The organism is Leifsonia sp. YAF41, assembly GCF_052113185.1.
Taxonomy (GTDB): Bacteria; Actinomycetota; Actinomycetes; order Actinomycetales; family Microbacteriaceae; genus Cryobacterium.
This window is the reverse complement of record NZ_JBFRCS010000009.1, coordinates 444,098-469,761: the sequence shown is the minus strand read 5'-3', so window position 1 is coordinate 469,761 and position 25,664 is coordinate 444,098. Positions and strand designations below refer to the sequence as shown.

Genomic DNA, 25,664 nt, shown 5'->3' with positions numbered 1-25,664 from the left:
TGAGAATTGCATGGTCATGACATCCACAACAGCAACCGGCGCAGTGCACGCCCCGGACCACCACGTCGAAGCAGCACGCTCCGGTTGGTCTGAATGGCGGGCCGCACGGTTGGCGTCGGTGGTTGCTCCGACCGGAAACCTGTCGCTGATCGAGACGCGCTGGCTCGACGCTGAAGCGCCGTCGCTGAGCGCTGACGAGGCACTGGTCGGCCAGGCCCACACCGTCACCGCAACGGTGCTCGGGCGCCGGAACCTGCTGACGGGACAGCCGGAGCGCGGCATCCGTCTCTGGGATGCGGCATCACCGTCGATCACGAACTTCGATACCGTCACCGCCTGGGAGTTCAACCCCGAGTGGGTCGTCTCCGCGGAGTTCACCCCGGTCGACGCCGACCGCACGATCCCGTTCGAGCACATTCGCGACAACGGAGGCACCCGCGATCTCGTGGTCCCCGGCGACATCACCTTCACTCTTGACAGTGTCGACTACACGTTCAGCGCTTTTGACGACGACGGCACTCTGCTGCTCGTCTTCGGTGACGCGAGCAACGGCGGCGACGGCCCCGACGGAAGCTACGAAGCAGGACGCTTCTTGTTCGTGCACCGGGAGGCAGCCGAGTTCGGTGTTGCCGGTCCCGTCGTGCTCGACTTCAACCGCGCCTTCGTGCCGCCGTGTGGTTTCTCGATTCACTACAACTGTCCGTTGCCACCGCGGAACAACCGTTTCTCCTTTCCGGTCGAAGCCGGCGAGAAGGCTGTTGTCTTCACTGGTGGCCACACCCTCTACTAACCGCGATCTGCTTATGCCTCGATTCATTCGATCGAGGCAGTTTGCACACGGTTGCCGGGCGGCGTCGATGCTGCGTCCGGCTTCACACACAGCACAGGAGAACATTCGTGAAGAAAAGTACGTTGGCCATCATCGCCACCGCCCTCACCGCAACCCTGGCCCTCGCCGGGTGCTCGCCGTCGTCGAACGGTGACGCATCCGCGGCGAAAGCCATCGAGGTCGGCTCGATCTATGAACCGCAGAACCTCGACAACACCGCCGGCGGCGGCCAGGGCAGCACCGAGGCATTCAACGGCAACGTCTATGAGGGGCTGTTCAAGCTCACCGATGACGGAGCTGTGGAGCCGCTGCTCGCCGCGTCGAACACGGTCAGCGAAGATGGCTTGACCTACACATTCACCCTCGTCGACGGCGTGACCTTCCACTCCGGCAAGGCGCTCACGAGCGCTGACGTCAAGGCGAGCATCGAGCGCGTCACCGCCCCGGACTCGCAGTCGGCCCGCAAGTCGAGCCTCGCTGTGATCTCCGGCATCGAAACGCCCGATGCGAAGACGGTTGTCGTCAACCTGTCGAGCCGCTCGATCTCACTGCCCTACCTGCTCAGCTACGTCTGGATCGTCAACAGCGAGGCACCAGACCTGAAGACCGCTGAGGACGGCACCGGCCCGTACACGCTCGGCACCTGGAAGCGCGGCAGCTCGCTGAGCCTGGAAGCCTGGGACGGCTACTGGGGTGAGAAGGCGAAGAACAAGGAAGTCGTCTTCAACTACTTCACCGACGCGACGGCCCTCGGCAACGCGCTGCTGACCAAACAGGTCGACATCGTCACGAGTGTGCAGAGCCCGGATGCGTTGACCCAGTTCAAGGACAACCCCGACTTCACGGTCAACGATGGCAAGTCGACCACCAAGGAGATCCTGGCGTTCAACGACCGCGTGGCACCGTTCGACAACGTCGACGTGCGCAAGGCGCTCTACTCGGCGATCGACCGCAAGAAGCTGCTGAACTCCATCTGGGGCGACTACGGCACCCTGATCGGATCGATGGTTCCGCCGACCGACCCGTGGTACGAAGACCTGACCGGCGTCAACCCGTATGACACGGAGCTGTCGAAGACGCTTCTCGCGCAGGCCGGCTACCCGAACGGTTTCGAGTTCACCCTCGACACCCCGACCTACGACCCGCACCCTGCGGTGGCGGAATTCGTCAAGAGCGAGCTGGCCAAGGTCGGCGTGACGGTGAACATCAACTCGATCAGCTCCGACGAGTGGTACAGCAAGGTGTTCAAGAGCCAGGACTTCGAAGCGACCCTGCAGGAGCACGTCAACGACCGCGACGTGGTCTGGTACGGCAACCCCGACTTCTACTGGGGCTACAACAACCCGCAGGTGACCCAGTGGGTCGCCGAGGCCGAGCAGTCCGCCACGACCGACGAGCAGACCGCCAAGTTGAAGCTCGTCAACGAGCAGATCGCGAAGGATGCCGCCAGCCTCTGGCTGTACCTCTACCCGCAGATCGTCGTCGCCGCGAGCGACCTCACCGGCTACCCGGTGAACGGCCTCAACTCGCAGTTCTACGTCTACAACATCACCACGAAGTAGCGGATGTCGTTGGTCGAGCCTGTCGAGACCCGGTCACGGGATCTCGACAGGCTCGATCAGCGCGCAGAACGGTAACCTGAAAGCACCATGATCACGTATCTGCTGCGCCGCTTCGCCTTTCTGGTGGTGTCGCTTCTGCTGGCCATGGTGGTGCTGTTCCTGCTGCTGAGGCTGCTGCCGGGCGATCCGGCCAATGCGCTCCTCTCCGTGAACGCGACACCGGAGCAGATCGCAGCAGCTCAAGAGCAGGTCGGCAGCAATCTGCCTCTTGGGCAACAGTTCGTCGCCTGGTTCGGTGACATGCTCACTTTGAACCTCGGTGACTCCTTCATCAGCTCCCTGCCGGTCGGACCGGAAATCATGGCCCGGCTCGCCGTCACCGTGCCGCTGACGCTGATCTCGTTCACCCTGGCCCTGGTGCTCTCGCTCTTCGTCGGCTTCATCGCCGCCTGGAAAGGAAACACCTGGTACGGCGCCGGACTCTCCGCGCTGTCCCAGCTCGGCGTCGCGGTACCGGCGTTCTGGGTGGGCATCCTTCTCGTCAGCGCATTCTCGGTCAACCTCCGCTGGTTTCCGTCGGGCGGTTTCCCCCGGGACGACTGGGCGGACCCGGCGGCGGCCCTGCACTCGCTCGCCCTGCCGATCTTCACCATCACCATCGTGATGACCGCATCGATCTCCCGCTATGTCAGGTCGGCGACCCTCGACGTGCTCGGGAGCGATTACCTGCGCTCGGCACGCGCCCTCGGCTCCGGATTTCGTGAGGCGATGTGGCGGCACGGCTTGCGCAACGGCTCGGTGCCGGTGATCTCGATTCTCGGCATCGAGCTGGCGACGACCTTTCTCGGCGCCGTCGTCGTCGAGAGTGTCTTCACCCTGCCCGGACTCGGGAGCATGCTCTTGAAAGCCATCGCTCAGCATGACTACCCGAACATCCAGGGGATTCTGCTGTTCTCCACCTTCGTCGTTCTCGTGATCGGATTCGTGGCCGACATCGTGCAGCGCCTCATCGACCCGCGCCTGCGCACCAGCGTCTCGGGGAACCGATGAACCCCGCGGCCCTGGTGCGCACGGATGCGCCCGCCCCGGTGCGTCGGCGGACGCGTCGGTCGATGACCCTGACGATCGGAATCGTTCTGGTGGGGGCCGTGCTGATCACCGCGCTCGTCTCCCTGTTCTGGCTGCCCTATCCCTTGGCCGACACCACCGGCGGGCGGCTCGACGCCCCGAGCGCCGAGCACTGGCTCGGCACCGACAAGCTCGGCCGGGATCTGCTTAGCCAATTGATGGTCGGTGCCCGCATCGCCTTGATCGTCGGTGCCGGAGCCACCCTGATCTCCGCGGTCCTCGGCATCTCGCTCGGCCTGACCGCGGCTTTCGCCAGCGACTGGCTCGACGACACCCTCTCGGCCGTCCTCGACATCCTGATCGCGTTCCCGGTGCTGCTGCTGGCGATGCTGATCGTTGCCGCGCAGGGGGCGTCGCTCTGGTCGGCGACGCTGGCCATCGGTATCGCCATGTCCGCGATTGTCGCCCGGCTCACCCGGGTGCTGGCCAAACGCGTGCTCGGCACGCAGTACATCACCGCCGCGCGCACCTCCGGCACCAGCTGGCCCGGCATCATCGTGCAGCACGTGATGCCGAACATCGCGCCGACGCTGGGCGTCAACTTAGCGTTGCAGTTCGGCATTGCCGTGCTGGCCGAGGCCAGCCTGTCGTATCTCGGGCTCGGGGCGCCGCCGCCCAACGCCTCGTGGGGGCGGATGCTGCAGGAAGCGCAGGGAACCGTCGCAACAGCCCCGGTCGGCGCAATCGCCCCCGGTCTGGCCCTCGTCGTGCTCGTCATCGGTGTGAATCTGGTCGCCGATGGGCTGCGGGACGTGGCAGACCCGACGCGGAGGAGATCACGGTGAGCTTGCTTTCAGTCTCGGAATTGACCGTTGCGACGACCGACGGAACGCGGCTTGTGCGCCGGCTGTCGTTCGAACTCGCGGCGGGGGCCCGCTTGGGCCTGATCGGGGAATCGGGGTCGGGCAAGTCACTGACCGCGCTCGCGATCACCGGTTTGCTCGCACCGGGACTCGGCGCCCTCGGCAGTATTCTGCTCGGCGGCACCGAGGTCGTTGGGGCCGACGAACGCACCCTCGCGAAGCTGCGCGGACCGGTGGCGGCTGTCGTCTTCCAAGACCCGCTCTCGGCCCTTGACCCGCTGATGCGAATCGGTGCCCAGCTCTCCGAGCCCCTGCGTCGGCATCAGGGGCTGAGAGGTGTCGCGCTCAAGCAGGCCGTGACCGATGCGTTGACCGAGGTGAGCCTGCCCGATCCGGAGCGCATCAGCCGGTCGTACCCGCACGAGGTGTCGGGCGGTCAGCGGCAGCGGGTCGCCATCGCCTTGGCGCTTGCGTGCCGCCCAGAACTGCTGATCGCCGACGAACCGACGACGGCGCTGGACGTGACGGTGCAGGCCGAGGTGCTCGACCTGCTCGATCGGATCGTCGCCGAGCGCAACATGGCGCTGCTGTTCATCAGCCACGATCTCGCCGTCGTGGCGCGGATGACCGACCAGGTGATCGTGATGAGTGCGGGTGAAGCCGTGGAATCCGGATCGTTGGCGGCGCTGCTCGCCGCGCCGGGGCATCCGTACACGGCCGAGCTCGTCAGAAGCGCACGCACCCTCGACGCCGCATTGGAACTCTCATGACCGCGCTGCTGGAGCTTCAGGGCGTCGGTTTCTCGTATCGGAGCGGGGCGCGAGCCGTGGACGATGTGTCGTTTGCGGTTACCGCGGGCCGCAGCGTCGGGCTCGTCGGTGAATCGGGGGCCGGCAAGACCACACTGGTGAAACTTCTGCTCGGACTCGCCACCCCGACCAGCGGGACGGTGCTCTTCGACGGGGTGCCGCTCGTTCCCCGTGATCGCGCGCAGATGCGGGAGTTTCGGCGCAGCGTGCAGACTGTGTTCCAAGATCCCTATTCGTCGCTCGATCCCCGGCAGAACGTGTTTCGGATCGTTGCCGAGCCGCTCACGTCGCTCGGGATCGCGTCGGGGGTCGAGTTGACCGCCCGGGTGAATGCCGCGTTGGCGGCCGTGCACTTGCCCGCGGATGCCGCGACCCGGTTTCCGCATGAATTCTCGGGTGGCCAGCGGCAGCGCATCGCGATCGCCCGTGCGATTGCGCCGGGGCCGCGTCTGTTGCTCGCCGACGAGCCGGTCAGCGCGCTCGACGTGACGACCCGCATCCAGATCATGGAGCTGCTGGCCGAACTCGGCCGCACCACCGGGCTGACGGTGCTGATGGTGTCGCACGACCTGAGCGTGGTTGCGGCGCTCTGCGCGGAGACTGTGGTGTTGCAATACGGCCGCGTTGTGGAGCAGGGGGACACCGCGTCGGTGCTCGGCGCCCCCCGCGAGGAGTACACGCGGCGACTGCTGGCCGCCGTGCCGCGGTTGCCCGCGCTGTAGCCCGCCGGGCCTGGCCTGTCGAGAGCGCCCGGCGGAGGCCTCGACAAGCTCGACCACCGGTCTGGCTACGCGTCGATTCCCAGCTTCTTGCGCAAGCTCGCCACGTGACCAGTGGCCTTGACGTTGTAGAGCGCCCACTGAATGATCCCGGCCTCGTCGATGACGAAGGTGGAGCGCAGCACGCCGGTGACGATCTTGCCGTACAGGTTCTTCTCGCCGTAGGCGCCGTACGCGTTGTGCACGTCGAGTGACTCGTCGGAGAGCAACGGAAAGTTGACCGCGTCGTGCTCCTGGAACTTCTTGAGCTTCGCCGGGGCATCCTTCGAGATGCCGAGCACCTGGTAGCCGGCCGCCTTCAACGAACCGAGATTGTCGCGGAAGTCGCAGGCCTGGGTCGTGCAGCCCGGGGTCATCGCTGCCGGGTAGAAGTAGACGACGACCTTCTGGCCCGCGTAGTCGGATAGCGATACGGCCGCGCCATCCTGGTCGGTCAGGGTGAAGGTGGGAGCGGTGTCGCCAACGGCCAGGCGGGTGGATTCAGTCATGCTTCAACGGTACCCGCTTGCGGCTGTCGTGTTGCGGCGCTAGTGCGTCGGAGCGTTGGCGAACGTGGTGAGCAGACGCTGCAGCGAATCCAGGCGAGCCTTGCCGGTTTCACCGATGGTGCCGGCTTCGACGGCTTCCATGATCGCGCAGTCGGGGGAGTCCGGCAGATGCGTGCAGCCGCGTGGGCAGTTCTCGGCGAGGGTGGCGAGGTCGGTGAACGCCTTGAGGATGTTGTCGGTGTTGATATGTCCGAGCCCGAACGAGCGCACACCGGGAGTGTCGATGACCCAGCCGCGACCGGCGTCCGTCTCCAGGCGCAGTGAAATCGTCGACGACGAGGTGTGCCGGCCACGACCGGTGACGGTGTTGACGACGCCGACCGCACGCTTGGCGTGGGGGACCAGGCCGTTCACGAGAGTTGACTTGCCGACGCCCGAGTGGCCGACGAAAACGGTGTCGTGACCGATCAGTGCTTCGGAGATCTCGGCGAGCGGCATCACGTCTTCGCGGCTGCGGAAGACCTTGAGGTCCAGCCCGGCGAAGTTGCTGAGGAACTCGGCCGGGTCGGCGAGGTCGGTCTTCGTGATGCAGAGGATCGGCGTGACGCCGGCGTCGTAGGCCGCGACGAGGTAGCGGTCGACGAGACGGATGCGTGGCTCCGGATTCGCCGCGGCGACCACGATGAGCATCTGGTCGGCGTTGGCGACGATGACGCGTTCGACGGCGTCGGTGTCGTCGGCGCTGCGGCGGAGCAGCGTGGTGCGCGGCACGATCCGCACGATGCGGGCGAGGCTGCCCTCCGCCCCCGTCGTGTCGCCGACGATGTCGACGCGGTCTCCGGTGACGACTGCTTTCTTGCGCAGCTCGCTGGCCCGCGCCGCGGTCACCCGGCGTTCTTCGGGGAGTCCCTCGTCGAGCATGACCGTGTAGCGGCCGCGGTCGACCGAGAGGATGCGCCCGGTCAGCGCATCTTCATGCCCCGGCCGGGTCTTGGTGCGCGGCTTGTTGCCCTTGCGGTTCGGTCGTACGCGCACACTCGATTCGTCGAATTCGGGCTCGTCGTCTTCGTCGGTTGTCCACCAGCTCATCGGAGCACGGTCCTGATCGCGTGCTGGGTGCTCATCTAGAGCACAGCCTCACCGATGAGGTTCTGCCAGAGTTCGGGGAACTGCGGCAGCGTCTTCGCGGTGGTCTTGATGTTCTCGATCTCGACGCCGGCCACAGCAAGGCCGATGATGGCGCCGGTGGTCGCCATCCGGTGGTCGTCGTAGCTGCGCCAGACGCCGCCGTGCAGCGGGCGCGGCTCGATGTGCAGGCCGTCTTCGAGTTCGGTCACCTGACCGCCGAGACCGTTGATCTCGGCGGCGAGGGCGGCGAGACGGTCGGTCTCGTGATGGCGAATATGCCCGATGCCGGTGATCGTGCTCGGGGAGTCGGCCAGCGCGGCCAGGGCGACCAGGTTCGGCACGAGCTCACCGCCGGTCGACAGGTCGAGTTCGACGCCACGGATGCTGGCGCCGCCGGTGACCGTGAGGCGATCGCCGTCGCGGGTCACCGTCGCCCCGAACAGCGGGAGCAGGTCGATCAGGTCGGCACCGACCTGGGTGGTTTCGGCCGGCCATCCGGTGATCGTCACGCTGCCGCCGGCAACGAGCGCTGCGGCGAGGAACGGGGCGGCGTTGGACAGGTCGGGTTCGATGTCGACGTCGGCCCCCTGGATGGCGCCGGCCGGCACGATCCATTCGCCGACAGCCGGGCTTTCCACGGTGACTCCGCGCGCGGCAAGGGTGGCGATGGTCATTTCGATGTGGGGGAGGCTCGGCAGGCGCTCGCCGTCGTGGCGGAGGTGCAGGCCGTTCTCGAACCGGGATCCGGCGAGCAGCAGGGCGGAGACGAACTGGCTCGAGGATCCGGCATCGATGGTGACCTCGCCGCCGGTGAGCGAGCCGGTCCCGTGCACGGTGAACGGCAGCGCTTTCCGCCCGTCGTCGTTGATGTCCGCGCCGAGCGCGCGCAGCGACGAGACCGTGGTCGCCATCGGGCGACGGCGGGCGCCTTCGTCGCCATCGAAGGTGGTCGGGCCGAGCGCCAATGTCGCGACGACGGGAAGGAACCGCATCACGGTGCCGGCCAGACCGCAGTCGATCGTGGTCGAACCGAACAGTTCGCCGGGAGTGATGCGGAGGTCGTCGCCATACGCGCCGTCGCCAGGAACCGATTCGATCGTCGTGCCGAGTTGGCGGAGCGCCGCAACCATGAGGTCGCTGTCGCGGGAATGCAGGGGAGCGCGAAGCAGTGAGGGGGTCTCGGCCAGGGCCGACAGGACGAGTTCGCGGTTGGTCAAGGACTTCGAGCCCGGCAGGCCGAGAGCGGCGGTGAGGGGGCCGTGCGCGACGGGCGCCGGCCAGAGCACGTTGGCGTCGTCGGGCGCGTTGTCGCCGTAAGGGTTGAACTCCGGCTTGGAATATCTCGAGATCAGCATCGGTTATCAGAATAGTCGGTGCAATCAAGATGAGGGAGGTCCGGTGGCTGTTCAGCTGCTTCTCGAACGACCAAGCATGCCCCAGGCCAACGGCCTAGGATTGCCGGTGATGACTTCAGACACGCCGCTTCCCTCCACCGTGCAGGAGACGACTGAGCTGGCCGATAAGAGAGACCTGTTCGAAGAACAGGCGATGCCTTTCATCGACCAGCTCTACGCCGCTGCAATGCGTATGACGCGCAATCCGTCGGACGCGCAAGACCTGGTTCAGGAGACGTTTGTCAAGGCGTTTGCCGCCTTCAAACAATTCGAGCAGGGCACGAACCTCAAGGCGTGGCTCTACCGAATTCTCACCAATACCTTTATCAACACCTACCGCAAGAAGCAGCGCGAGCCCTATCAAGGCACGATCGATGAACTCGAAGACTGGCAGTTGGGCGGGGCCGTTTCGACGACGGCGATGGCGAGCAGGTCGGCCGAGGCCGAGGCGATCGATCACCTGCCCGACAGCGCCGTCAAAGACGCGCTCCAGGCCATCCCTGAAGACTTCAGGCTGGCGGTCTACTTCGCGGACGTCGAGGGCTTCTCCTACCAGGAGATCGCCGAAATCATGAAAACACCGATTGGCACAGTGATGAGCCGCCTGCATCGGGGCAGACGGATGCTTCGCGATCTGCTGTCCGGCTACGCCGCCGAGCGAGGGCTCGGCATGGGGCAGACAGCAAGCCAAAAGAATTCTGGGAGTGGAAAGAAATGACCGACTGTGGATGCGAGAAAGCCAAGGCTGAGCTCGAAGAGTACATGCGCAACGAGCTCTGTGGAGAAGATGCAGCGGATGTGCGTGAGCACCTCGCGAGCTGTGCCGACTGCAGCAGCGAACACCTGGTCGGGCGCACGCTCACCGAGGTGATGCAGCGTGCCTGCAAGGAAAGCGCCCCGGAAGACCTGCGCGACATGGTGCTGCTGAAGCTGCGCGCCATCCAGTCAGCGCACTAAACCTCTCGTCAGCGCCAGGCCTCTCGTCACGAGACCTCTCGAATAGAGCTGAGCAGAAACGTGGCGCCGGTCGGGTCATTGACCTGTGCGAAGGTGCCGAATTCGGTGTCCCACGGCTCGCGCTGTACCGCACCGCCCAACTCGGCAACCCGTCTCGCCGCATCCGCCACATCGGACACCCCGAGGTAGAGCAGCCAGTGCGAGGGCATGCCGGGCGGCAGATAGTTGTCAGAGTCGTAGATGCCCCCGGTGAATCCATCGCTCGGACCGAACGTGCTGTAGCGAAACTCGTCGGTGTCGGAGAGTGGCGTCAGCTGTAGTCCGAAGACGTCTTCGTAGAACGGAACCGCGGCGTTCCAATCGCGGGTGCTGAGCTCGATCCAGACCGGAGTTCCGGCCTTGCCGAATCTGCCGAACCCGGTATGTGCCGCCGACTGCCAGATGCCGAAAACCGCGCCGGACGGATCGGCGAGAATCGCCATGCGTCCCTGTTCGCCGACGGTCATCGGTGCGGCGAGCACCTGGCCGCCTGCTTCGAGGGCCAGAGCGGTCGTGGCGTCGGCATCCGCGGTGGAGAGATAGGTCGTCCAGGAGCTGCGTTGCACCTCCGTCTCCGGCATGGCTCCGGCGAGACCGGCGACCTGTGCGTCGCCGTTCCAGAACGTGACGTAATTGCCGTACTCCGGCCCCGACGTTGTTGCTGTCCAACCGAAGAGCGAGGTGTAGAAGGCCAGAGCGGAGGCGGGATCGGTGGACATCAGATCGACCCAACAGGGTTCTCCGAGGCGGGTGGTGTCGTGAGCGGGCATGCTCGGGCTCCCTTCGAGCGCAGCGTGCGGTCAGCCTACGACTGGCCGGTAGTCCCGGCAAGGGTGTCACCCGTCTCTGCTGGTGCCGCCGCCGACGTATGCCAGCGGCGGCTCGACGGAAGACGCCAGGTCTTGGCACCACCCTGGAAAGCAGCGGCGCCGACTGTTATTCTCGGCATCCAGCCGCTGAAGTCCCACAGGCGGCCGCAGTCGGTCCCAGACCAGAGGAGTCCACTCTCATGGATGCACCGAAGCCCGTCGCCCAGCTGCTCGCCCGCGCCGTCGACCTCGCCATCGAGAACGTGCGCAACAACGGCGGCCCGTTCGGGGCCCTCGTCGTCACAGCCGACGGTCGTGTCTTCGAGGGGGTGAACCGCGTGACAGCCACGCTCGATCCGACCGCGCACGCGGAGGTCACCGCCATCCGCTCGGCCTGCCAGATGCTCGGCACCTTCCACCTCAGCGGCGCGACTCTCTATGCGAGTTGTGAGCCGTGTCCGATGTGTCTGGCATCCGCCCTCTGGGCGCGCATCGACACGGTCTACTTCGCCGCCGATCGCACGGATGCGGCGGATGCGGGCTTCGACGATGCCGTCTTCTACGACTACTTCGAGGGCTCAGGGAGCGTTCGGTCACTGATGCCGGTCGAACGCGTCGACCTCGGCACCGGCGTCAGCGTCAGGCCGTTCGTCGAGTGGAACAGCACGACGACCCACATCGACTACTGAGGGCGAGTGCCCGCGAGGTTGTGCGACGACGACGCTCGACGAGCGGCGGACCGCACCCGCCTCGATGAGCTGCAGCATCCGCGCGGCCGCGCTGACCGCGATGGTCGCCGGTTCCTTGCCCCGGATTCCGACAATGCCGATGGGGGTGTCGATGCGGGCCAGTTCGGCGTCGCCGTGTCCCGCCTCACGCAGCTGCTTCTGAAAACGCGTCCACTTGGAGCGCGAGCCGATCAGCCCGATCGAGTCGAGGCCGGCCGTGCGTAGTGCCGAGTCGCAGAGCGCGAGGTCTTCGAAGTGATCGTGGGTCATGATGAGCACGTGTGAGCCAGCGGGCAGCTCGGCCAGGATCGATTCCGGAACCGGCGTCACGTGCACTCTGAGCTCGGCGACGCTGTCGGCGAGCACGCGCAGTCGCCCGCCGGTGAGCATGTCGACCCGCGAGTCGACCAGGTGCAACTCGATGTCCTGCCGGCTCAGGATCCGGGCGAGCTCCAGCCCCACGTGGCCGATGCCGAAGATGGCGACCGACGGCCTTATTCTGATCGGTTCCAACAGCACGGTCACCTCCCCTCCGCAGCACTGAACCCCGTACTCGACGGTGGCCTTGTCACTCAGCTGCAGGGTGAGCAACTCCGGCTCATTGCTGCCGGAGCCGAGCATCCGGCGCGCGCGACCAACCGCCGTGGCCTCGAGGTTGCCACCGCCGACCGTGCCCCAAAGTCCGTCGGACGAGACCACCATCTTGGCTCCGCTGTTGCGCGGAGCATGCCCGCGCACGGCCGCCAGCGTGACGATGACGGCGGGCGTGCGCTGCGCGCGCAGCCGCTGCACCTCGTCCACCCAGTCCACGATCAGGTCCCGGCGGGTGTGAGGGAATCGTCGGCGGGCAGCGCGGGCGCCGCATCGGCATCCTGCGCCGCAGTGATGGCCCAGAACACGGCCTCCGGCGTGGCCGGCGAGGCCAGTTCGACGGAATGGCCGGTGGGGCCGAAGCCGGCGATGGCCTCGCGGAGCGCCTCACGCGCGCTGAATGCGAGCATGAGCGGCGGCTCGCCAACGGCCTTCGAGCCGTAGATGGCCCCGTCTTCGGTGGCGCGCGCGAGCAGGGTGACCCCGAACTCCTCGGGCATCTCCGAGAAGCTCGGCAGCTTGTAGGTGCTCGCCGACTGGGTGAGCAGTCGGCCGCGGCCGGGCCCGTCGCCGGTGTCCCAGCGCAGCTCTTCGAGCGTGAGCCAGCCGACGCCCTGCACGAAACCGCCCTCGATCTGGCCGAGGTCGATCACCGGGGAAAGGGAGTCGCCCACATCGTGCACGATGTCGACCCGTCGAACCCGGTAGGTGCCGGTGAAGCCGTCCACCTCCACCTCGGCCGCCGCAGCCCCATAGGCGAAGTACTTGAACGGCTCGCCCTGCATCTGTTCCTGATCCCAGTGCAGGCCCGCGGTGCGGTAGAAGCCCGCCGCCCACAGTTGCACGCGCTCCAGATAGGCGGCGGCGGCAAGTTCGGCGAAGCTCATCGATGGGCCGGTGCCCGGCGCACTGACCTGGCCGTGCGAGAAACGGATGTCGCCGGCATCCGCCCCCAGAATCCGCCCGGCCACCTCGGCCATGCGATCGCGGATCTGGTCGCAGGCCTGCTTCACCGCCCCACCGTTGAGGTCGGATCCAGACGAAGCGGCGGTCGCGGAGGTGTTGGGCACCTTGTCAGTTCGTGTGGGCGCCAGACGCACCGCGGAGGGAAGCACGCCGAGCGCGGTCGCCGCCACCTGCAGCATCTTGGTATGCAGCCCCTGGCCCATCTCGGTGCCACCGTGGTTGATCAGCACGGAGCCGTCCTTGTAGACGTGCACAAGGGCGCCGGCCTGGTTGAAGGCGCTGAAGTTGAACGAGATGCCGAACTTCACGGGCGTGACCGCGAGGCCGCGCTTGACGTCGGGGCTCGCAGAGTTGAAAGCCGCGATCTCGGCGCGTCGCTCCTCGACCCTGCTGCTTTCAAGCAGCTCGCCCCAGACGGCACCCAGCCGCTCGGCGTGCCGAACCGGCTGGCCATAGGGGGTGGACTGGCCGGGCACGTAGAAGTTCGTGCGGCGCAGCTCAAGCGGATCGATTCCGAGCTGGGGGGCGCAGCGGCCGAGAATGTCCTCGATCACGAACATGCCCTGCGGTCCGCCGAATCCGCGGAACGCGGTCTGCGAGGTCTTGTGGGTGAGTGCAATCCGGCCGTGGGCCGTGAACGCGGGAATCCAGTACGCGTTGTCGATGTGGCAGAGCGCCCGGCCCAGCACGGGTTCGGAGAGGTCGAGGCACCACCCGCCGTCGGCCGTGAGCGTCGTCTGCAGGGCGAGAATCCGGCCCTGCTCGTCGAAGCCCACTTTCCACTCGGCATGGAAGGGGTGGCGTTTGCCCGTCATGGTGATGTCCTGCGTGCGGTTCAGCCGCAGCCGCACCGGCCGGCCGGTGAGCGTGGCGCCGAGCGCCGCGATCGCCGCGAATCCGTGCGACTGCACTTCCTTGCCGCCGAACGCGCCGCCCATCCGCAGCGACTGCACGGTGACCGCATTGTCGCCCCGGCCGAGCACGTGCGCCACGATGCTCTGAGCCTCGGTCGGATGCTGGGTGCTGCACTGCACGAACACCTGACCCTCCGTGTCGACCTCCGCCAATGAGGCCTGCGTCTCGAGGTAGAAGTGCTCCTGGCCGCCGATCTCGGTGACGCCCTCGAACACCCAGGCAGCACTCCCCATAGCGGCCTCCGCGTCGCCTCGGCTGACGGTGCGGGCAATCCCCTGAAACGACTCGGCCGCGATTGCCTCCGCCACCGTGATCAGCGAGGGGAGCGGCTCATACTCCACCTCGACGGCGGCGGCGCCGAGGCGCGCGGCCTCCTGCGTCTCGGCGAGCACCCAGCACAGCGCGTGACCGAAATACATGGCCTCGCTGGGAAAGAGCGGCTCGTCGTGCTTGGTGCCGGCGTCGTTGAGGCCGGGCACATCGGCCGCGGTGAGCACGCGCACGACCCCGGGCACCGCGAGTGCGGGCGCGGTGTGCAGGGTGACGCGGGCGTGCGCGTGGTCGGATTGCACCGGCCACGCAGTGAGGATGCCGCTCCGCTGGGCCGCGATGTCGTCGGTGTACGCCGCGAGTCCTGTGACGTGCAGCGCCGCACTCTCGTGCGGCACGCGTGTGCCGACGACGGCGTCGGCCGGGCGTTCGGAGAGCGACGTCACGGGCGCACCGCCCGGGCCTCGTGGGCGGTCTGGCTGTACAGCTTCAGGACCGCCCGGTTCAACATCAGCGAGCGGTAGTCGGCGCTCGCGCGGTGGTCAGACATCGGGGTGCCCTCCGCACCGAGCACCGCCGCTGCCGCACGTACCGTCTCACTGTTCCACGGCTTGCCCACGAGGGCCGCCTCGGTGGCGAGTGCGCGCAACGGTGTCGCCGCGACGCCGCCCAGACCGATCCGGGCGGATGCGACGATGCCGCCGTCCCCGCTGTTCGGCTCGATGTCCAGCGCGAACGCGACGGCCACGCTGGAGATGTCGTCAAAGCGGCGCTTGGCGATCTTGTGGAAGGCGGCGACCGGTGCCAGGGGCAGGGGGATCCTGATGCTGCGAATCAGCTCGTTCGGACGCAGCACCGTTGTGCGGTATCCGGTGAAGTAGTCCGCGAGATCGACTTCGCGTTCCTGGATCTGGTCGCCATCGGCTGAGGCAAGCACGACGCTCGCGCCGAGGGCGAGCAGTGCCGGCGGCGCGTCGCCGATGGGCGAGCCCGTGCCGAGGTTTCCGCCGAGGCTGGCGCGATTGCGGATGAGGCGGGAGCCGAACTGGGGAAAGAGCTCGGCCAAGAGCGGCACGCGCCCGGCGAGGATGCGTTCGGCCTCCGACAGGGGCACGGCAGCACCGATCTCGATCATCCGGTCACCCACGGTGAGGGTGCGCAGCTCGGCCAGCTGATCGACGGCGACGACGAGAGGGGCGCGTCGGCCGCGCAGATTGACTTCGACGCCCCAATCGGTCGCGCCGGCGATGAGCACGGGCGCCGGGTCGGCGCCGAGCAGCCGCAGGGCATCGGCCAGGGTCACCGGGCGCACAAAACGGCCGTCTGGGCCGTCGACGTCGGCGGCGACGGGTGGGGGAGGAGCGAGTGTGCGGCGGGCGGCGAGCGCGTCGTCCTCCGCCGGTTCGCCCAGCGCATAGGCGGCGTCACGGATGGGGCGGTAGCCGGTGCACCGGCACAGGTTGCCGCTGAGGGCGTGCAGGTCGAAACCATTCGGCCCGAGCTCGTCGTGCCCGGTGCCTCGCCCCTGCTCTACGGCGTCAGGCACGCGGTCGCTGCGGTAGAACTCGGCGGCCATGCTGCAGACGAAGCCCGGCGTGCAGTAGCCGCACTGCGAGCCGCCCGCTGCGGCCATCTCCCGTTGAACGGGGTGCAGGCGCTCGGGGGTGCCGAGGCCTTCGGCGGTGACGAGTTCCTGTCCGTTCAGCGCGGCAACCGGCACGAGGCAGGCGTTCACCGACGTCCAGCTCGTGCCGCCGCTTTCGGCGGGTGTCGCGACGAGAATCGCACATGCACCGCATTCACCCTCGGCGCAGCCCTCTTTGCCGCCGGTGAGGCCGATGCCCCTCAGCCATTCCAGTGCCGTCGTGTGTGCGCTCGCCGCACGCACGGGGCGGAGCTGCCCATTGACCGTCACGCCGATGTTATTCACGGTGAGGCTCCTCACGTTCTGCGGTGCGATCGGTGCGCGCATTGCCGGCGAGGCGAGACGCGGCGCTGCATTCGACCTGCCGAGGGTGTGTGCCGCCGTGGCCGCACGCGGGGCCCCCGAGTTGTCGAGAGTCTAATACTCGGCCCTGCGGGCGCGCCAGGTATCGGGAATGCCGCCGTTCCGAACAGCCGCGTTCTGAACATCGGTGTTCCGAAGAAGGCCTCTGCCATGGCGGAACAGGCGTTCCCACGGCAATAATGTGCATCACACGAACGTCTTCTGCCGCGACCGGAGCCAGAAAGGACAGGTGGCATGACGATTGAAGCCACCCGCATCCCGAACATCGATGGGGCCACGGAGATTCTCACACCAGAAGCTCTCGCCTTCGTGGAGGAGCTGAGCAGGCGGTTCGACCCCACCCGCCGCGAGCTGCTCGCAGCTCGTGTTGTGCGACGAGAGCACGTCTCCCGCAGCGGATCCCTCGACTTCCTCCCCGAGACCCGCGCGGTGCGAGAGGGCAGCTGGCAGGTGGCCGACGCGCCCGACGACCTGCTCGACCGCCGCGTCGAGATCACCGGCCCGGCCGTGCCGGCCAAGATGGCGATCAACGCGCTGAACTCCGGAGCGAACGTGTGGCTGGCCGACCTCGAGGACGCGAGCTGCCCCACCTGGGAGAACGTGGTTGGGGCCGTGCTCAACCTCCGCGACGCCGCGCGCGGCACCATCGCGTTCACCTCGCCCGAGGGCAAGGAATACACGCTGCGCACCGACATCCGTCGTCCCACCGTGGTGACCCGTCCRCGCGGCTGGCACCTGACCGAGCGACACCTCCTGGTCGACGACGTGCCCGCGGCCGGCGCACTGGTCGACTTCGGCCTGCATTTCTTCCATACTGCGCAGCTGCTCATCGCCAACGGGCACGGCCCTTACTACTACCTGCCCAAGATGGAGAGCCACCTGGAGGCCCGCCTCTGGAACGACGTGTTCGTCTTCGCGCAGAGCGCCCTCGGCATCCCGAGAGGTACCGTGCGCGCCACCGTGCTCATCGAGACCATCCCCGCCGCGTTCGAAATGGATGAGATTCTCTGGGAGATTCGCGAGCACGCCTCTGGCCTGAACGCCGGCCGGTGGGACTACCTCTTCAGCATCATCAAGTACTTCCGGGACGCCGGCCCGGGCTTCGTGCTGCCCGACCGGGCGGCAGTGTCGATGACCGCGCCGTTCATGCGCGCGTACACAGAGCTGCTGGTGAAGACCTGCCACCGCCGCGGCGCCTTCGCGATGGGCGGCATGGCCGCCGTCGTGCCGAACCGCAACGACCCAGAGGTCACCGCGGTCGCCTTCGAGAAGGTGCGCGCCGATAAGACCCGCGAGGCGAACGACGGCTTCGACGGCTCCTGGGTCGCCCACCCCGACCTGGTGCCCATCTGCCGCGAGGTGTTCGACGCCGTGCTCGGTGATAGGCCGAACCAACTCGCCCGGCAACGGCCCGAGGTGGAGGTCACGGCCGCGCAGCTGCTCGACGTGGCATCCGCCGGAGGGAAGGTCACAGAGGAGGGCTTGCGCGCCAACCTCTACGTGGCGGTGGCCTACACCGCCGTGTGGCTCTCGGGCAACGGGGCCGTCGCCATTCACAACCTGATGGAGGACGCGGCCACCGCCGAAATCTCCCGCTCGCAGGTGTGGCAGCAGATCCGCAACGCCGTCACCCTCGCCGACACCGGCCACACCGTGACCTCCGAGCTCGTCAGCCGGATTCTCGAGGAGGAGACCGAGCGCCTTCGCGGTGAGGTCGGTGAGGAGACGTTCGTCGCCCACTACCTCCCGGCCTCCCGGCTCATCGCCGACCTCTGCCTCAGCGAGGAGTACACCGACTTCCTCACCACGGCCGCCTACGAGCTGGTGGAGTAGAGCATGGCTCCGGCGCTCCGGGTGCGATCTCTCAGTTCCGCCGACCTCGCCGGCATCGATGAGCGGCTCGCCGCGAGCGACGAACTGCTCGCCACCGGCTACCCGGGCGACGACGGATCGCGCCAGCCGGTGCACACCGTTTATCTGCCCGCCGACGCCTTCAGCCCCGGTCTTGCCGGCGAGTGGGGGGAACGCGCCCTCGCCGCCGTCGACGAGCACGGCGGCCTCGATCGGCTCGCCGAGATCGTGGGTCAGGATGCGGCGCTCGCCGCCGTCGTCATGCCTCGGGTGCAGGCGAAGCTCGAGTCCGAACCGATCGAAGACCTCCGACTCGACTTCGAAGACGGTTACGGCAACCGGGGTGACGAAACCGAAGACAGCGATGCCGTGCGCGCGGCGCAGCGGCTGGCCGAGGCCGTGTCAGCGGGCACGGCGCCGCCGTTCATCGGCATCCGGTTCAAGAGCTTCGAGGCTCCCACCCGGGCGCGCGGGCTGCGCACCCTCGACCTCTTCGTGACGACGCTGGCCGAGGCCGGAGAGCTGCCGGCCGGCCTCGTCTTGACGCTGCCGAAGGTGACGACGGTGGCGCAGGTGCAGGCGATGGCGGATGCCGCAGCCGCGCTGGAACGCGTGCACGCGCTGCCGGCGGGGCGGCTGCGCTTCGAGGTGCAGGTCGAGACGCCGCAGCTCATCCTCGGGCCGGACGGCACCTCACCGGTCGCCAGACTCGCCCACGCCGTTCCGGGCCGCATCAGCGCGTTGCACTACGGCACCTACGACTACAGTGCCGCACTGCAGATCGCCGCGCCCTACCAGTCACTGGACCACCCGGTTGCCGACCACGCCAAGGCGGTGATGCAGCTCGCGGTGGCCGGAACCGGCATCCGTCTCTCGGATGGGTCGAGCAACATCCTGCCCATCGGCGACCGCACCGTCGAGGCGTGGCAGTTGCATGCCCGGCTGGTACGGCGCTCACTGGAACACGGTTACTACCAGGGCTGGGATCTGCACCCCCACCAGCTGCCCACGCGCTTCGCCGCGAGCTACGCCTTCTATCGCGAACGTTTCGACGCGTCGGCTGTGCGCTTGCGCGCCTACCTCGAACGCACGCAGAGCGCGTTCCTGGATGAGCCGGCCACGGCCCGCGCGCTCGCCGGCTTCGTGCTGCGCGGCGTGCACTGCGGCGCGGTCTCGGCCGACGAGGTGCACTCGGTCATCGGAATCGACGAGGGGCAGCTCGCCGCTCTCGCGCACCCGCGGCCCGCCGCACCCTGAACTGCGACCCCAGGAGAACTCATGAGCAGCTACTACACCCCAGCGGGCGGCCTCCCCGCCCAGACTCAGCTCCTCACCGACCGCGCCATCGTCACGACGGCCTACACCGTCATCCCGAAGGGTGTGCTGCGCGACATCGTGACGAGCGCGCTGCCGGGGTGGACGAAGACGCGATCCTGGATTCTCGCCCGCCCCATCGCAGGCTTCTCGACGACCTTCGCGCAACTCATCGTGGAGGTGCAGCCGGGCGGCGGCGCCGCGAAGCCCGAGCCCGAGGCCGGCGTCGAGGGAGTGATCTTCCTCACCGCCGGGCGGATGACGCTCACCCTCGAGGGCGAGACCCACCGGCTCGACCCCGGGGGCTACGCATACCTCGCGGCGGGGGCGAACTGGTCGCTCGCCAACGAGGGCGCCGAGTCCGCGAGTTTTCACTGGATTCGCAAGGCGTATGAGCCACTTGAGGGTCACACGGCCAGCTCGTTCGTCGCGCGCGACCAGGATGTGGTTCCACGCGAGATGCCGGGCACCGACGGCGCGTGGGCCACATCACGGTTCGTCGATCCCGACGATCTCGCGCACGACATGCACGTGAACATCGTCACGTTCCAGCCGGGCGGCGCCATCCCCTTCGCCGAGACTCACGTCATGGAGCACGGGCTCTTCGTGCTGGAGGGCAAGGCGGTCTACCGGCTGAACGACGACTGGGTGGAGGTTGAGGCCGGGGACTTCATGTGGCTGCGGGCGTTCTGTCCGCAGGCCTGTTATGCGGGTGGCCCCGGCCCGTTTCGCTACCTGCTGTACAAGGACGTCAACCGTCAGATCCGGCTGTGTTGAGTCGAGATGTGCTGAGTCGAGCTGCGCCCCACGCGGCTTTCGACCTCGTCATCCGTGCGCGGCGGGTGCTGACACCCGAGGGAATCGTCGCGGCCGAGGTCGGCGTGCGCGACGGTGTCATCGCCGCCGTCGCCCAGTTGCCCGGCGGCGGCGCAGGTAGCGGGCTGGCCGGAGCCGCCTCTGTGCAGCTCGCCGACGACGAGACGCTCATCCCCGGTCTCGTCGACACCCATGTGCACGTCAACGAACCCGGGCGCACCGAGTGGGAGGGCTTCGCCTCCGCCACGAGGGCCGCCGCCGCGGGCGGAGTGACCACCATCATCGACATGCCGCTCAACAGCATTCCGCCCACAACATCCGTCGGCGCACTTGCTCTCAAGCGCGCGGCCGCTGCCGGCCAGTGCTTCGTCGACGTGGGGTTCTGGGGCGGGGTTGTTCCCGGCAATATCCGAGAGCTCGCGCCGCTGCACCGCGCGGGCGTGTTCGGCTTCAAGTGCTTTCTGCTGGACTCCGGCGTCGACGAGTTCGCGCCGGTCACGGCCGACGAGATGGAAGAGGCCATGCGCGTGATCGCCTCCCTCGACTCGGTGCTGCTCGTGCACGCGGAGGATGCCCACGTCATCGACGGCGCCCGCACCGGAGGCGGGCGGGACTATGCGAACTTCCTCGCCTCGCGGCCGCGGGAGGCCGAGGACACAGCCATCGCCGAGGTGATCGAACGTTCGCGCCGCACGGGAGCCCGCGCGCACATTCTGCACCTCAGCTCCGCTGACTCTCTTCCGCAGCTGGCGGAGGCCAAAGCGCAAGGCGTGCGTCTGACCGTCGAAACCTGTCCCCACTACCTCACGCTCTGCGCCGAAGACATCCCTGACGGAGCGACCGCGTTCAAGTGCTGCCCTCCCATTCGCGAGGCGGCCAACCGTGACGCCCTCTGGCAGGGACTCACGCACGGCATCATCGATTTCATCGTCTCCGACCACTCGCCCAGCACGGCCGAACGCAAGTTCGCCGGAGGCGGCGACTTCGGCCTGGCGTGGGGCGGCATCGCCTCCCTCCAGCTCGGGCTCTCGCTCGTCTGGACGGAGGCCGCCCGGCGCGGCATCCCGCTCACCCGCGTGATCGACTGGATGGCGGCTGGTCCCGCGCGTCACGCCGGGCTCGAGGCCAAGGGCCAGATCGCGGTTGGGTTCGCCGCCGATCTCGCGGTGTTCGCCGCCGACGAGACCTTCGTGGTGGATGCGAAGGCGCTGAAACACAAGAATCCCATCACCCCATACGACGGCCGGAACCTGCGGGGAGTGGTGCGCCGCACCTACCTCGCGGGGGTGCCGATCGCCGAGCTGTCGAGTGCGGGTGAGCCGCCGCGCGGACGACTGCTCCGCCGCGGCATCCGCTCGCCTCATGCTTGACGCCGACGGCATTGTGACCCATCGTGAGTACAACGCGACCTCGGACCTGCGATACGAGAGGGCTGAACCGACAATGCTGCTCACGGAGTTCAATGAGGCCAGCCGCCCGAGTGCTGTCGCGGTGCTTCGTCCGTGTGTGGATGTCCGACGGTGGTGTGAGCAGATCGCCGATGCTCGCCCGTTCGCCTCGAAGGATGCCCTGATGGGGGCCGCCCGCCGCGCGGCATCCCCGTTCACGAACGAGGAGGTCGAGGAGGCCCTCGCCCAGCACCCCAAGATCGGGGAGCACGCGAGCGGCGACGGCCGCGAGGCAGCGATGTCACGCTCGGAGCAGGCGGGAGTCGACGCCTCCGACGCAGCGGTCATGGCGGCGCTCGCAGCCGGAAACCTCGCCTACGAGCGCAAATTCGGAAGGGTCTTCCTGATCTGTGCCGCGGGGCGCTCCGCGGCCGAAATTCTCGCGGTGCTCCGCCAGCGACTCGGTAACGATGCGTCGGAAGAGGACCGGATCGTCGCCGAGCAGCTACGGGAGATCGCCCTGCTGCGACTGGATGGAGCGGTGGCCGCATGAGCGTGTCGCAGATCACCACCCACGTGCTGGACACCACTCGGGGGCGTCCGGCATCCGGTGTCGCCGTGCAGCTCCTCGGTTTTGTCGATGGACACATCGATGAACACGTCGACGGCTTGTGGCGGCAGATCGCCGCCGGCGTCACCGATGCCGATGGCCGGGTCACCGACCTCGGGCCGGACTCCGTTGCGGCGGGCCGCTATCGCCTGCGTTTCGACACCGGGGCCTATTTTGCCGCACTCGGCACAGACACCTTCTTTCCCGAGGTCGTCCTGACGTTCACCGTCGCGGAAGGGGACGAGCATTGCCACGTGCCTCTCCTTCTCGCGCCCTTCGCATACTCGAGTTACAGGGGGAGCTGACCATGAACCGTGACAACATCGTGCTGGGAGTGAACCAGTACGGCAAGGCCGAGGTGCGCGTCGTCAAGGTCACTCGGGACACCGAGCGGCATGAGATCGAAGACCTCAACGTGAGCTCGCACTTGCGCGGCGATTTCGTGGCGGCTCACCTGCGCGGCGACAACGCCCACGTCGTCGCCACCGACACACAGAAGAACACGGTCTACGCGTTCGCCCGCGAGGGCATCGGCTCACCGGAGGCCTTCCTGCTGCGCCTCGGGCGCCACTTCACAGACAGCTTCTCCTGGGTCTCCGGCGGGCGCTGGGAGGCGGAGAGCTACGCGTGGGAACGCATCCAGGCGCATGGCGAGCCGCACGATCACTCCTTCGTGCGCACGGGCCGGGAGATCCGTACCGCCGTCGTCGTCATTGACGGCGAGCAGACCACCGTGCTGGCCGGATTCAAGGACCTCACCGTGCTGAAAACGACGCAGTCGGGATTCGAGGGGTTTCCCCGGGACGAATACACAACGCTGAAAGAGACGGCCGATCGCATCCTCGCCACCCAGGTCGCGACCCGGTGGCGGTATGACGATCACGACATCGACTTCAATGCCGTCTACGCGAGCGTGCGGGCGCACCTGCTCGAGGCGTTCACCGAGAACTACTCGACGGCCTTGCAGCAGACCATGTTCGACATGGGTGCGCGGGTGCTCGAGGTACACCCCGAAATCGCGGAGATCCGCTTCTCCATGCCCAACAAGCACCACTTCGTGGTGGATCTTGCGCCATTCGGACTGGACAATCCGAACGAGGTCTTCTTCGCGGCCGACCGCCCATACGGACTGATTGAGGCCGCGGTCACACGCGAGGGGGCATCCGACCCGGGCAACGCCTGGGACGGCATCGCCGGATTCTGTTAGCGGCAGCTGGTCGGACATTGCGGTGCACGAAGTCAGGCGCGTGCCCCACCCGTGCGGGCGCGACACCGGACTAACCTCGACAGGGTGATGAATTCGTCTGATCCAGCAACCCGTTCCGGTGTCCCGCTCTGGTTGCGCGCGGTGATCCCCGTCGTGCTGATTCTGATCTGGTTCGCGTTGTTCGGAGCCGGTGGCGCCTCCTTCGGGCAGATCAGCGCGGTGTCGAAGAACGAGTTGGTGCAGCAGCTCCCGGCCAGCGCCGACGCCACCCAGGTGCAGGCGCTGCAGAGCGAGTTCCGCGGAACAGAGACGATTCCGGCGGTGATCGTCTTTCAGCGCGACGACGGGCTCAGCACTGCCGATCTGGCGGCGATCGACGCCGAGATCGCTCGCATCACGGAGCTCCCCGGAGTCGTGAGCGACGGGGTCTCACCGGCCATCGTCTCGGACGACGGCCAGGCGGTCGAAGTGATCGCGGCACTCGACACCGGCGTGAAACCGGCGACGACAGTTGACGCGATGCGCACCTCGCTCGCCGACAACGCGATCGACGGCGTGAACGTGTACGTGACCGGGCCGGCCGGGTTGACCGCCGACCTGACCGGGGCCTTCGCCGGCATCGACGGCATCCTGCTGATCACCGCGCTGATCGCCGTGTTCGTCATTCTGATCATCGTCTACCGGTCGCCGCTGCTGCCGTTGATCGTTCTCGGCACGAGCATGGCGGCGCTCTGCGCGGCGGTGCTCGTGGTGGTGGCGCTCGCCCGGGCCGAGCTGCTGGTGCTGACCGGTCAGACCCAAGGCATTCTGTTCATTCTGGTGATCGGTGCGGCAACCGACTACTCGCTGCTCTATGTGTCGAGATTCCGGGAAGCCCTGCGCGACAACGCACACAAATGGGAAGCGACCTGGGTGGCGCTCCGCGGCGCGGTCGAGCCCATTCTCGCCTCGGGCGGCACGGTCATCGTCGCGCTGCTCTGCCTGCTTTTGAGCGACCTCAACTCGAACAAATCGCTCGGCCCCGTTGCGGCCATCGGCATCGCGTTCGCGGTGTTGGCGGCCCTGACCCTGCTTCCCGCTCTGCTGCTCTGGGCCGGACGAACCGCGTTCTGGCCGGTGCGTCCGAAACTCGGCAGCCCGCATCCGGCCGTCTCCGGGCCGGACGCGACAGGGGTCTGGCCCCGCGTCGCGCGTCTGATCGACAAGCGGGCCCGCTTGGTGTGGATCTCCTGCACGGTTCTGTTGGCGATCGCCTGCCTAGGCGTGTTCCAGCTCCGGGCCGACGGGGTCCCGCAGAGCGCGTTCGTCTTGGGACAGTCTGAGGCGCGCGACGGGCAAGCGGTTCTCGGCGAACACTTTCCGGGAGGCTCGGGGGAGCCGGCCATCATCATCGCTCCGGAGGAATCGTTGCGGGACGTCGCGGATGTCGTGCTGGGCACAGCGGGTGTCGCCTCCCTGTCGGTGATCTCCGCCGATTCAGTGTCGGGAACGCTGCCGGTGACGCCCGACGGGGTGCAGGCGTTCGGCCCGCCCGGCACACCCCCCGGCGCACCGACGGTGATCGACGGCCGGGCAATGCTGCAGGCAACGCTGGAGGATGCGGGCGACTCGCCGGCCGCCGAACAGACGGTGCGCTCGATGCGCGCGGCGCTGACGGATGCCGACAGCAGTGTGCTGGTCGGTGGAACGACGGCAATTGCGATCGACACCAACGACACGGCGATTCACGACCGCGATCTGATCATCCCGATCATCCTCGGCGTGATCCTGCTCATCCTGATGCTGTTGCTGCGCTCGATTCTGGCGCCGATCCTGCTGATCGGCACCGTTGTTCTGTCGTTCGGAGCGGCGTTGGGCGTCGCGGCCTGGGTGTTCGACGGGCTGTTCCAATTTCCGGGTGCCGACCCGTCGGTGCCGATGTTCGGCTTCGTCTTCTTGGTGGCGCTGGGCATCGACTACAACATCTTCTTGATGACCCGGGTGCGGGAGGAATCGATCGTTCACGGCACCCGGTCGGGAATTCTGCGCGGCCTTGTCGCGACCGGCGGTGTGATCACCTCGGCCGGAATCGTGCTGGCCGCCACCTTTGCCGCATTGGGGGTGCTGCCGATCCTGTTCCTCGCGCAGATCGCCTTCATCGTGGCGTTCGGCGTGCTGCTCGACACCTTCGTGGTGAGGTCGCTGTTGGTACCGGCGTTGACGTACGACATCGGCCCGAAAATCTGGTGGCCCTCGAAGCTCGCGCGGCGGTAGCGCTGCGGAGCGCGATCAGTGC

Annotated in this window: 24 protein-coding genes; 17 read left to right on the top strand and 7 right to left on the bottom strand. The window is 67.5% G+C overall.

Translation table 11 applies throughout. The features are described from left to right. The first annotated feature begins 16 nt into the window (after positions 1 to 16). From AB4Y63_RS12785 to AB4Y63_RS12760, 6 genes are all read left to right on the top strand, one after another. Entirely contained in the window at positions 17 to 790 is a 774-nt protein-coding gene (locus AB4Y63_RS12785) for a DUF1684 domain-containing protein (RefSeq protein ID WP_441791425.1), read from the top strand. 107 nt (positions 791 to 897) lie between these two features. Beyond that, complete coding sequence (locus AB4Y63_RS12780; RefSeq protein WP_441791424.1) at positions 898 to 2,391, top strand: ABC transporter substrate-binding protein; 1,494 nt, start codon at positions 898 to 900, stop codon at positions 2,389 to 2,391. An 87-nt stretch (positions 2,392 to 2,478) separates the two neighbouring features. Continuing rightward, the gene (locus AB4Y63_RS12775) at positions 2,479 to 3,441 is read left to right on the top strand and encodes an ABC transporter permease (RefSeq protein WP_441791423.1); all 963 of its coding nucleotides are present in this window, start codon (positions 2,479 to 2,481) and stop codon (positions 3,439 to 3,441) included. Next, positions 3,438 to 4,304 carry an ABC transporter permease gene (locus AB4Y63_RS12770; RefSeq protein ID WP_441791422.1) on the top strand — a complete coding sequence of 289 codons (867 nt, stop codon included), beginning with the start codon at positions 3,438 to 3,440 and terminating at the stop codon, positions 4,302 to 4,304. The genes AB4Y63_RS12775 and AB4Y63_RS12770 overlap by 4 nt, the downstream gene beginning before the upstream one ends. Then, entirely contained in the window at positions 4,301 to 5,092 is a 792-nt protein-coding gene (locus AB4Y63_RS12765) for an ATP-binding cassette domain-containing protein (RefSeq protein ID WP_441791421.1), read from the top strand. Before AB4Y63_RS12770 ends, AB4Y63_RS12765 begins: the two co-directional genes overlap by 4 nt. Beyond that, a complete protein-coding gene (locus AB4Y63_RS12760) occupies positions 5,089 to 5,853 on the top strand; it encodes an ABC transporter ATP-binding protein (protein WP_441791420.1) in 765 nt (254 codons plus the stop codon). Before AB4Y63_RS12765 ends, AB4Y63_RS12760 begins: the two co-directional genes overlap by 4 nt. 65 nt (positions 5,854 to 5,918) lie before the next feature. Here the strand turns inward: AB4Y63_RS12760 and bcp are convergent, their stop codons facing one another. From bcp to aroA, 3 genes are read right to left on the bottom strand one after another with little or no spacing between them, the layout of a single operon-like run. Further along, positions 5,919 to 6,398, bottom strand: coding sequence for a thioredoxin-dependent thiol peroxidase (gene bcp / locus AB4Y63_RS12755; RefSeq protein ID WP_441791419.1), 480 nt, complete (start codon positions 6,396 to 6,398; stop codon positions 5,919 to 5,921). A gap of 39 nt (positions 6,399 to 6,437) precedes the next feature. Continuing rightward, a complete protein-coding gene (gene rsgA, locus AB4Y63_RS12750) occupies positions 6,438 to 7,487 on the bottom strand; it encodes a ribosome small subunit-dependent GTPase A (RefSeq protein ID WP_441791418.1) in 1,050 nt (349 codons plus the stop codon). 35 nt (positions 7,488 to 7,522) lie between these two features. Then, positions 7,523 to 8,881, bottom strand: coding sequence for a 3-phosphoshikimate 1-carboxyvinyltransferase (gene aroA, locus AB4Y63_RS12745; RefSeq protein ID WP_441791417.1), 1,359 nt, complete (start codon positions 8,879 to 8,881; stop codon positions 7,523 to 7,525). Between the two features lie 109 nt (positions 8,882 to 8,990). On the opposite strand from aroA, the gene AB4Y63_RS12740 reads away from it, so the two are divergent. Together AB4Y63_RS12740 and AB4Y63_RS12735 are read left to right on the top strand one after the other, a co-directional pair. Then, a complete protein-coding gene (locus AB4Y63_RS12740) occupies positions 8,991 to 9,638 on the top strand; it encodes a sigma-70 family RNA polymerase sigma factor (protein ID WP_441791461.1) in 648 nt (215 codons plus the stop codon). Continuing rightward, positions 9,635 to 9,877, top strand: coding sequence for a zf-HC2 domain-containing protein (locus AB4Y63_RS12735; protein WP_441791416.1), 243 nt, complete (start codon positions 9,635 to 9,637; stop codon positions 9,875 to 9,877). Before AB4Y63_RS12740 ends, AB4Y63_RS12735 begins: the two co-directional genes overlap by 4 nt. Before the next feature lie 26 nt (positions 9,878 to 9,903). Here the strand turns inward: AB4Y63_RS12735 and AB4Y63_RS12730 are convergent, their stop codons facing one another. Continuing rightward, positions 9,904 to 10,635 (bottom strand): VOC family protein, encoded by a 732-nt coding sequence (locus AB4Y63_RS12730; protein ID WP_441791415.1) that lies wholly within the window; start codon positions 10,633 to 10,635, stop codon positions 9,904 to 9,906. 290 nt (positions 10,636 to 10,925) lie between these two features. On the opposite strand from AB4Y63_RS12730, the gene AB4Y63_RS12725 reads away from it, so the two are divergent. Then, positions 10,926 to 11,414 carry a nucleoside deaminase gene (locus AB4Y63_RS12725; protein ID WP_441791414.1) on the top strand — a complete coding sequence of 163 codons (489 nt, stop codon included), beginning with the start codon at positions 10,926 to 10,928 and terminating at the stop codon, positions 11,412 to 11,414. Here AB4Y63_RS12725 and xdhC read toward each other — a convergent pair. Genes xdhC through AB4Y63_RS12710 form a run of 3 tightly spaced genes read right to left on the bottom strand, consistent with a single transcriptional unit; the run spans position 11,319 to position 16,167 of the window. Then, positions 11,319 to 12,263, bottom strand: coding sequence for a xanthine dehydrogenase accessory protein XdhC (gene xdhC / locus AB4Y63_RS12720; protein WP_441791413.1), 945 nt, complete (start codon positions 12,261 to 12,263; stop codon positions 11,319 to 11,321). The two genes, AB4Y63_RS12725 and xdhC, sit on opposite strands and share 96 nt — an antisense overlap. 2 nt (positions 12,264 to 12,265) lie before the next feature. After that, positions 12,266 to 14,641, bottom strand: coding sequence for a xanthine dehydrogenase molybdopterin binding subunit (gene xdhB, locus AB4Y63_RS12715; protein WP_441791412.1), 2,376 nt, complete (start codon positions 14,639 to 14,641; stop codon positions 12,266 to 12,268). Then, complete coding sequence (locus AB4Y63_RS12710; protein WP_441791411.1) at positions 14,638 to 16,167, bottom strand: xanthine dehydrogenase small subunit; 1,530 nt, start codon at positions 16,165 to 16,167, stop codon at positions 14,638 to 14,640. Before AB4Y63_RS12710 ends, xdhB begins: the two co-directional genes overlap by 4 nt. 270 nt (positions 16,168 to 16,437) lie before the next feature. Between AB4Y63_RS12710 and aceB the strand changes: the two genes are divergently transcribed. The 8 genes from aceB (at position 16,438) to AB4Y63_RS12670 (ending at position 25,642) form a co-directional block, all read left to right on the top strand. Beyond that, on the top strand, positions 16,438 to 18,036 hold the full coding sequence (gene aceB, locus AB4Y63_RS12705) for a malate synthase A (RefSeq protein WP_441791410.1): 1,599 nt from the start codon (positions 16,438 to 16,440) through the stop codon (positions 18,034 to 18,036). Between the two features lie 3 nt (positions 18,037 to 18,039). Continuing rightward, positions 18,040 to 19,311, top strand: a complete 1,272-nt coding sequence (locus tag AB4Y63_RS12700) for a DUF6986 family protein (RefSeq protein WP_441791409.1) — start codon at positions 18,040 to 18,042, stop codon at positions 19,309 to 19,311. A gap of 21 nt (positions 19,312 to 19,332) precedes the next feature. Next, entirely contained in the window at positions 19,333 to 20,145 is an 813-nt protein-coding gene (locus AB4Y63_RS12695; RefSeq protein WP_441791408.1) for a bifunctional allantoicase/(S)-ureidoglycine aminohydrolase, read from the top strand. A gap of 8 nt (positions 20,146 to 20,153) precedes the next feature. Beyond that, complete coding sequence (allB, locus tag AB4Y63_RS12690; RefSeq protein ID WP_441791407.1) at positions 20,154 to 21,554, top strand: allantoinase AllB; 1,401 nt, start codon at positions 20,154 to 20,156, stop codon at positions 21,552 to 21,554. A gap of 73 nt (positions 21,555 to 21,627) precedes the next feature. Next, a complete protein-coding gene (gene uraD, locus AB4Y63_RS12685; protein ID WP_441791460.1) occupies positions 21,628 to 22,125 on the top strand; it encodes a 2-oxo-4-hydroxy-4-carboxy-5-ureidoimidazoline decarboxylase in 498 nt (165 codons plus the stop codon). Next, entirely contained in the window at positions 22,122 to 22,487 is a 366-nt protein-coding gene (gene uraH, locus AB4Y63_RS12680) for a hydroxyisourate hydrolase (RefSeq protein ID WP_441791406.1), read from the top strand. The genes uraD and uraH overlap by 4 nt, the downstream gene beginning before the upstream one ends. 2 nt (positions 22,488 to 22,489) lie before the next feature. Then, positions 22,490 to 23,389, top strand: a complete 900-nt coding sequence (gene pucL, locus AB4Y63_RS12675; RefSeq protein WP_441791405.1) for a factor-independent urate hydroxylase — start codon at positions 22,490 to 22,492, stop codon at positions 23,387 to 23,389. Positions 23,390 to 23,476: 87 nt separating this feature from the next. Then, a complete protein-coding gene (locus AB4Y63_RS12670; RefSeq protein ID WP_441791459.1) occupies positions 23,477 to 25,642 on the top strand; it encodes an MMPL family transporter in 2,166 nt (721 codons plus the stop codon). The last annotated feature ends 22 nt before the right edge of the window (positions 25,643 to 25,664 follow it).

What these genes read in the sequence shown, in the direction of transcription:
- AB4Y63_RS12740 (WP_441791461.1), top strand. Translation starts at nt 8,991, where the DNA reads ATGACTTCAGACACGCCGCTTCCCTCCACCGTGCAGGAGACGACTGAG.
- AB4Y63_RS12695 (WP_441791408.1), top strand. Translation starts at nt 19,333, where the DNA reads ATGAGCAGCTACTACACCCCAGCGGGCGGCCTCCCCGCCCAGACTCAG.
- aroA (WP_441791417.1), bottom strand. Translation starts at nt 8,881, where the DNA reads ATGCTGATCTCGAGATATTCCAAGCCGGAGTTCAACCCTTACGGCGAC.
- AB4Y63_RS12670 (WP_441791459.1), top strand. Translation starts at nt 23,477, where the DNA reads ATGAATTCGTCTGATCCAGCAACCCGTTCCGGTGTCCCGCTCTGGTTG.
- pucL (WP_441791405.1), top strand. Translation starts at nt 22,490, where the DNA reads ATGAACCGTGACAACATCGTGCTGGGAGTGAACCAGTACGGCAAGGCC.
- AB4Y63_RS12700 (WP_441791409.1), top strand. Translation starts at nt 18,040, where the DNA reads ATGGCTCCGGCGCTCCGGGTGCGATCTCTCAGTTCCGCCGACCTCGCC.
- AB4Y63_RS12710 (WP_441791411.1), bottom strand. Translation starts at nt 16,167, where the DNA reads ATGCGCGCACCGATCGCACCGCAGAACGTGAGGAGCCTCACCGTGAAT.
- AB4Y63_RS12775 (WP_441791423.1), top strand. Translation starts at nt 2,479, where the DNA reads ATGATCACGTATCTGCTGCGCCGCTTCGCCTTTCTGGTGGTGTCGCTT.
- AB4Y63_RS12785 (WP_441791425.1), top strand. Translation starts at nt 17, where the DNA reads ATGACATCCACAACAGCAACCGGCGCAGTGCACGCCCCGGACCACCAC.
- AB4Y63_RS12725 (WP_441791414.1), top strand. Translation starts at nt 10,926, where the DNA reads ATGGATGCACCGAAGCCCGTCGCCCAGCTGCTCGCCCGCGCCGTCGAC.
- AB4Y63_RS12760 (WP_441791420.1), top strand. Translation starts at nt 5,089, where the DNA reads ATGACCGCGCTGCTGGAGCTTCAGGGCGTCGGTTTCTCGTATCGGAGC.
- AB4Y63_RS12770 (WP_441791422.1), top strand. Translation starts at nt 3,438, where the DNA reads ATGAACCCCGCGGCCCTGGTGCGCACGGATGCGCCCGCCCCGGTGCGT.
- AB4Y63_RS12735 (WP_441791416.1), top strand. Translation starts at nt 9,635, where the DNA reads ATGACCGACTGTGGATGCGAGAAAGCCAAGGCTGAGCTCGAAGAGTAC.
- bcp (WP_441791419.1), bottom strand. Translation starts at nt 6,398, where the DNA reads ATGACTGAATCCACCCGCCTGGCCGTTGGCGACACCGCTCCCACCTTC.
- AB4Y63_RS12730 (WP_441791415.1), bottom strand. Translation starts at nt 10,635, where the DNA reads ATGTCCACCGATCCCGCCTCCGCTCTGGCCTTCTACACCTCGCTCTTC.
- rsgA (WP_441791418.1), bottom strand. Translation starts at nt 7,487, where the DNA reads ATGAGCTGGTGGACAACCGACGAAGACGACGAGCCCGAATTCGACGAA.
- uraD (WP_441791460.1), top strand. Translation starts at nt 21,628, where the DNA reads ATGCTGCTCACGGAGTTCAATGAGGCCAGCCGCCCGAGTGCTGTCGCG.
- uraH (WP_441791406.1), top strand. Translation starts at nt 22,122, where the DNA reads ATGAGCGTGTCGCAGATCACCACCCACGTGCTGGACACCACTCGGGGG.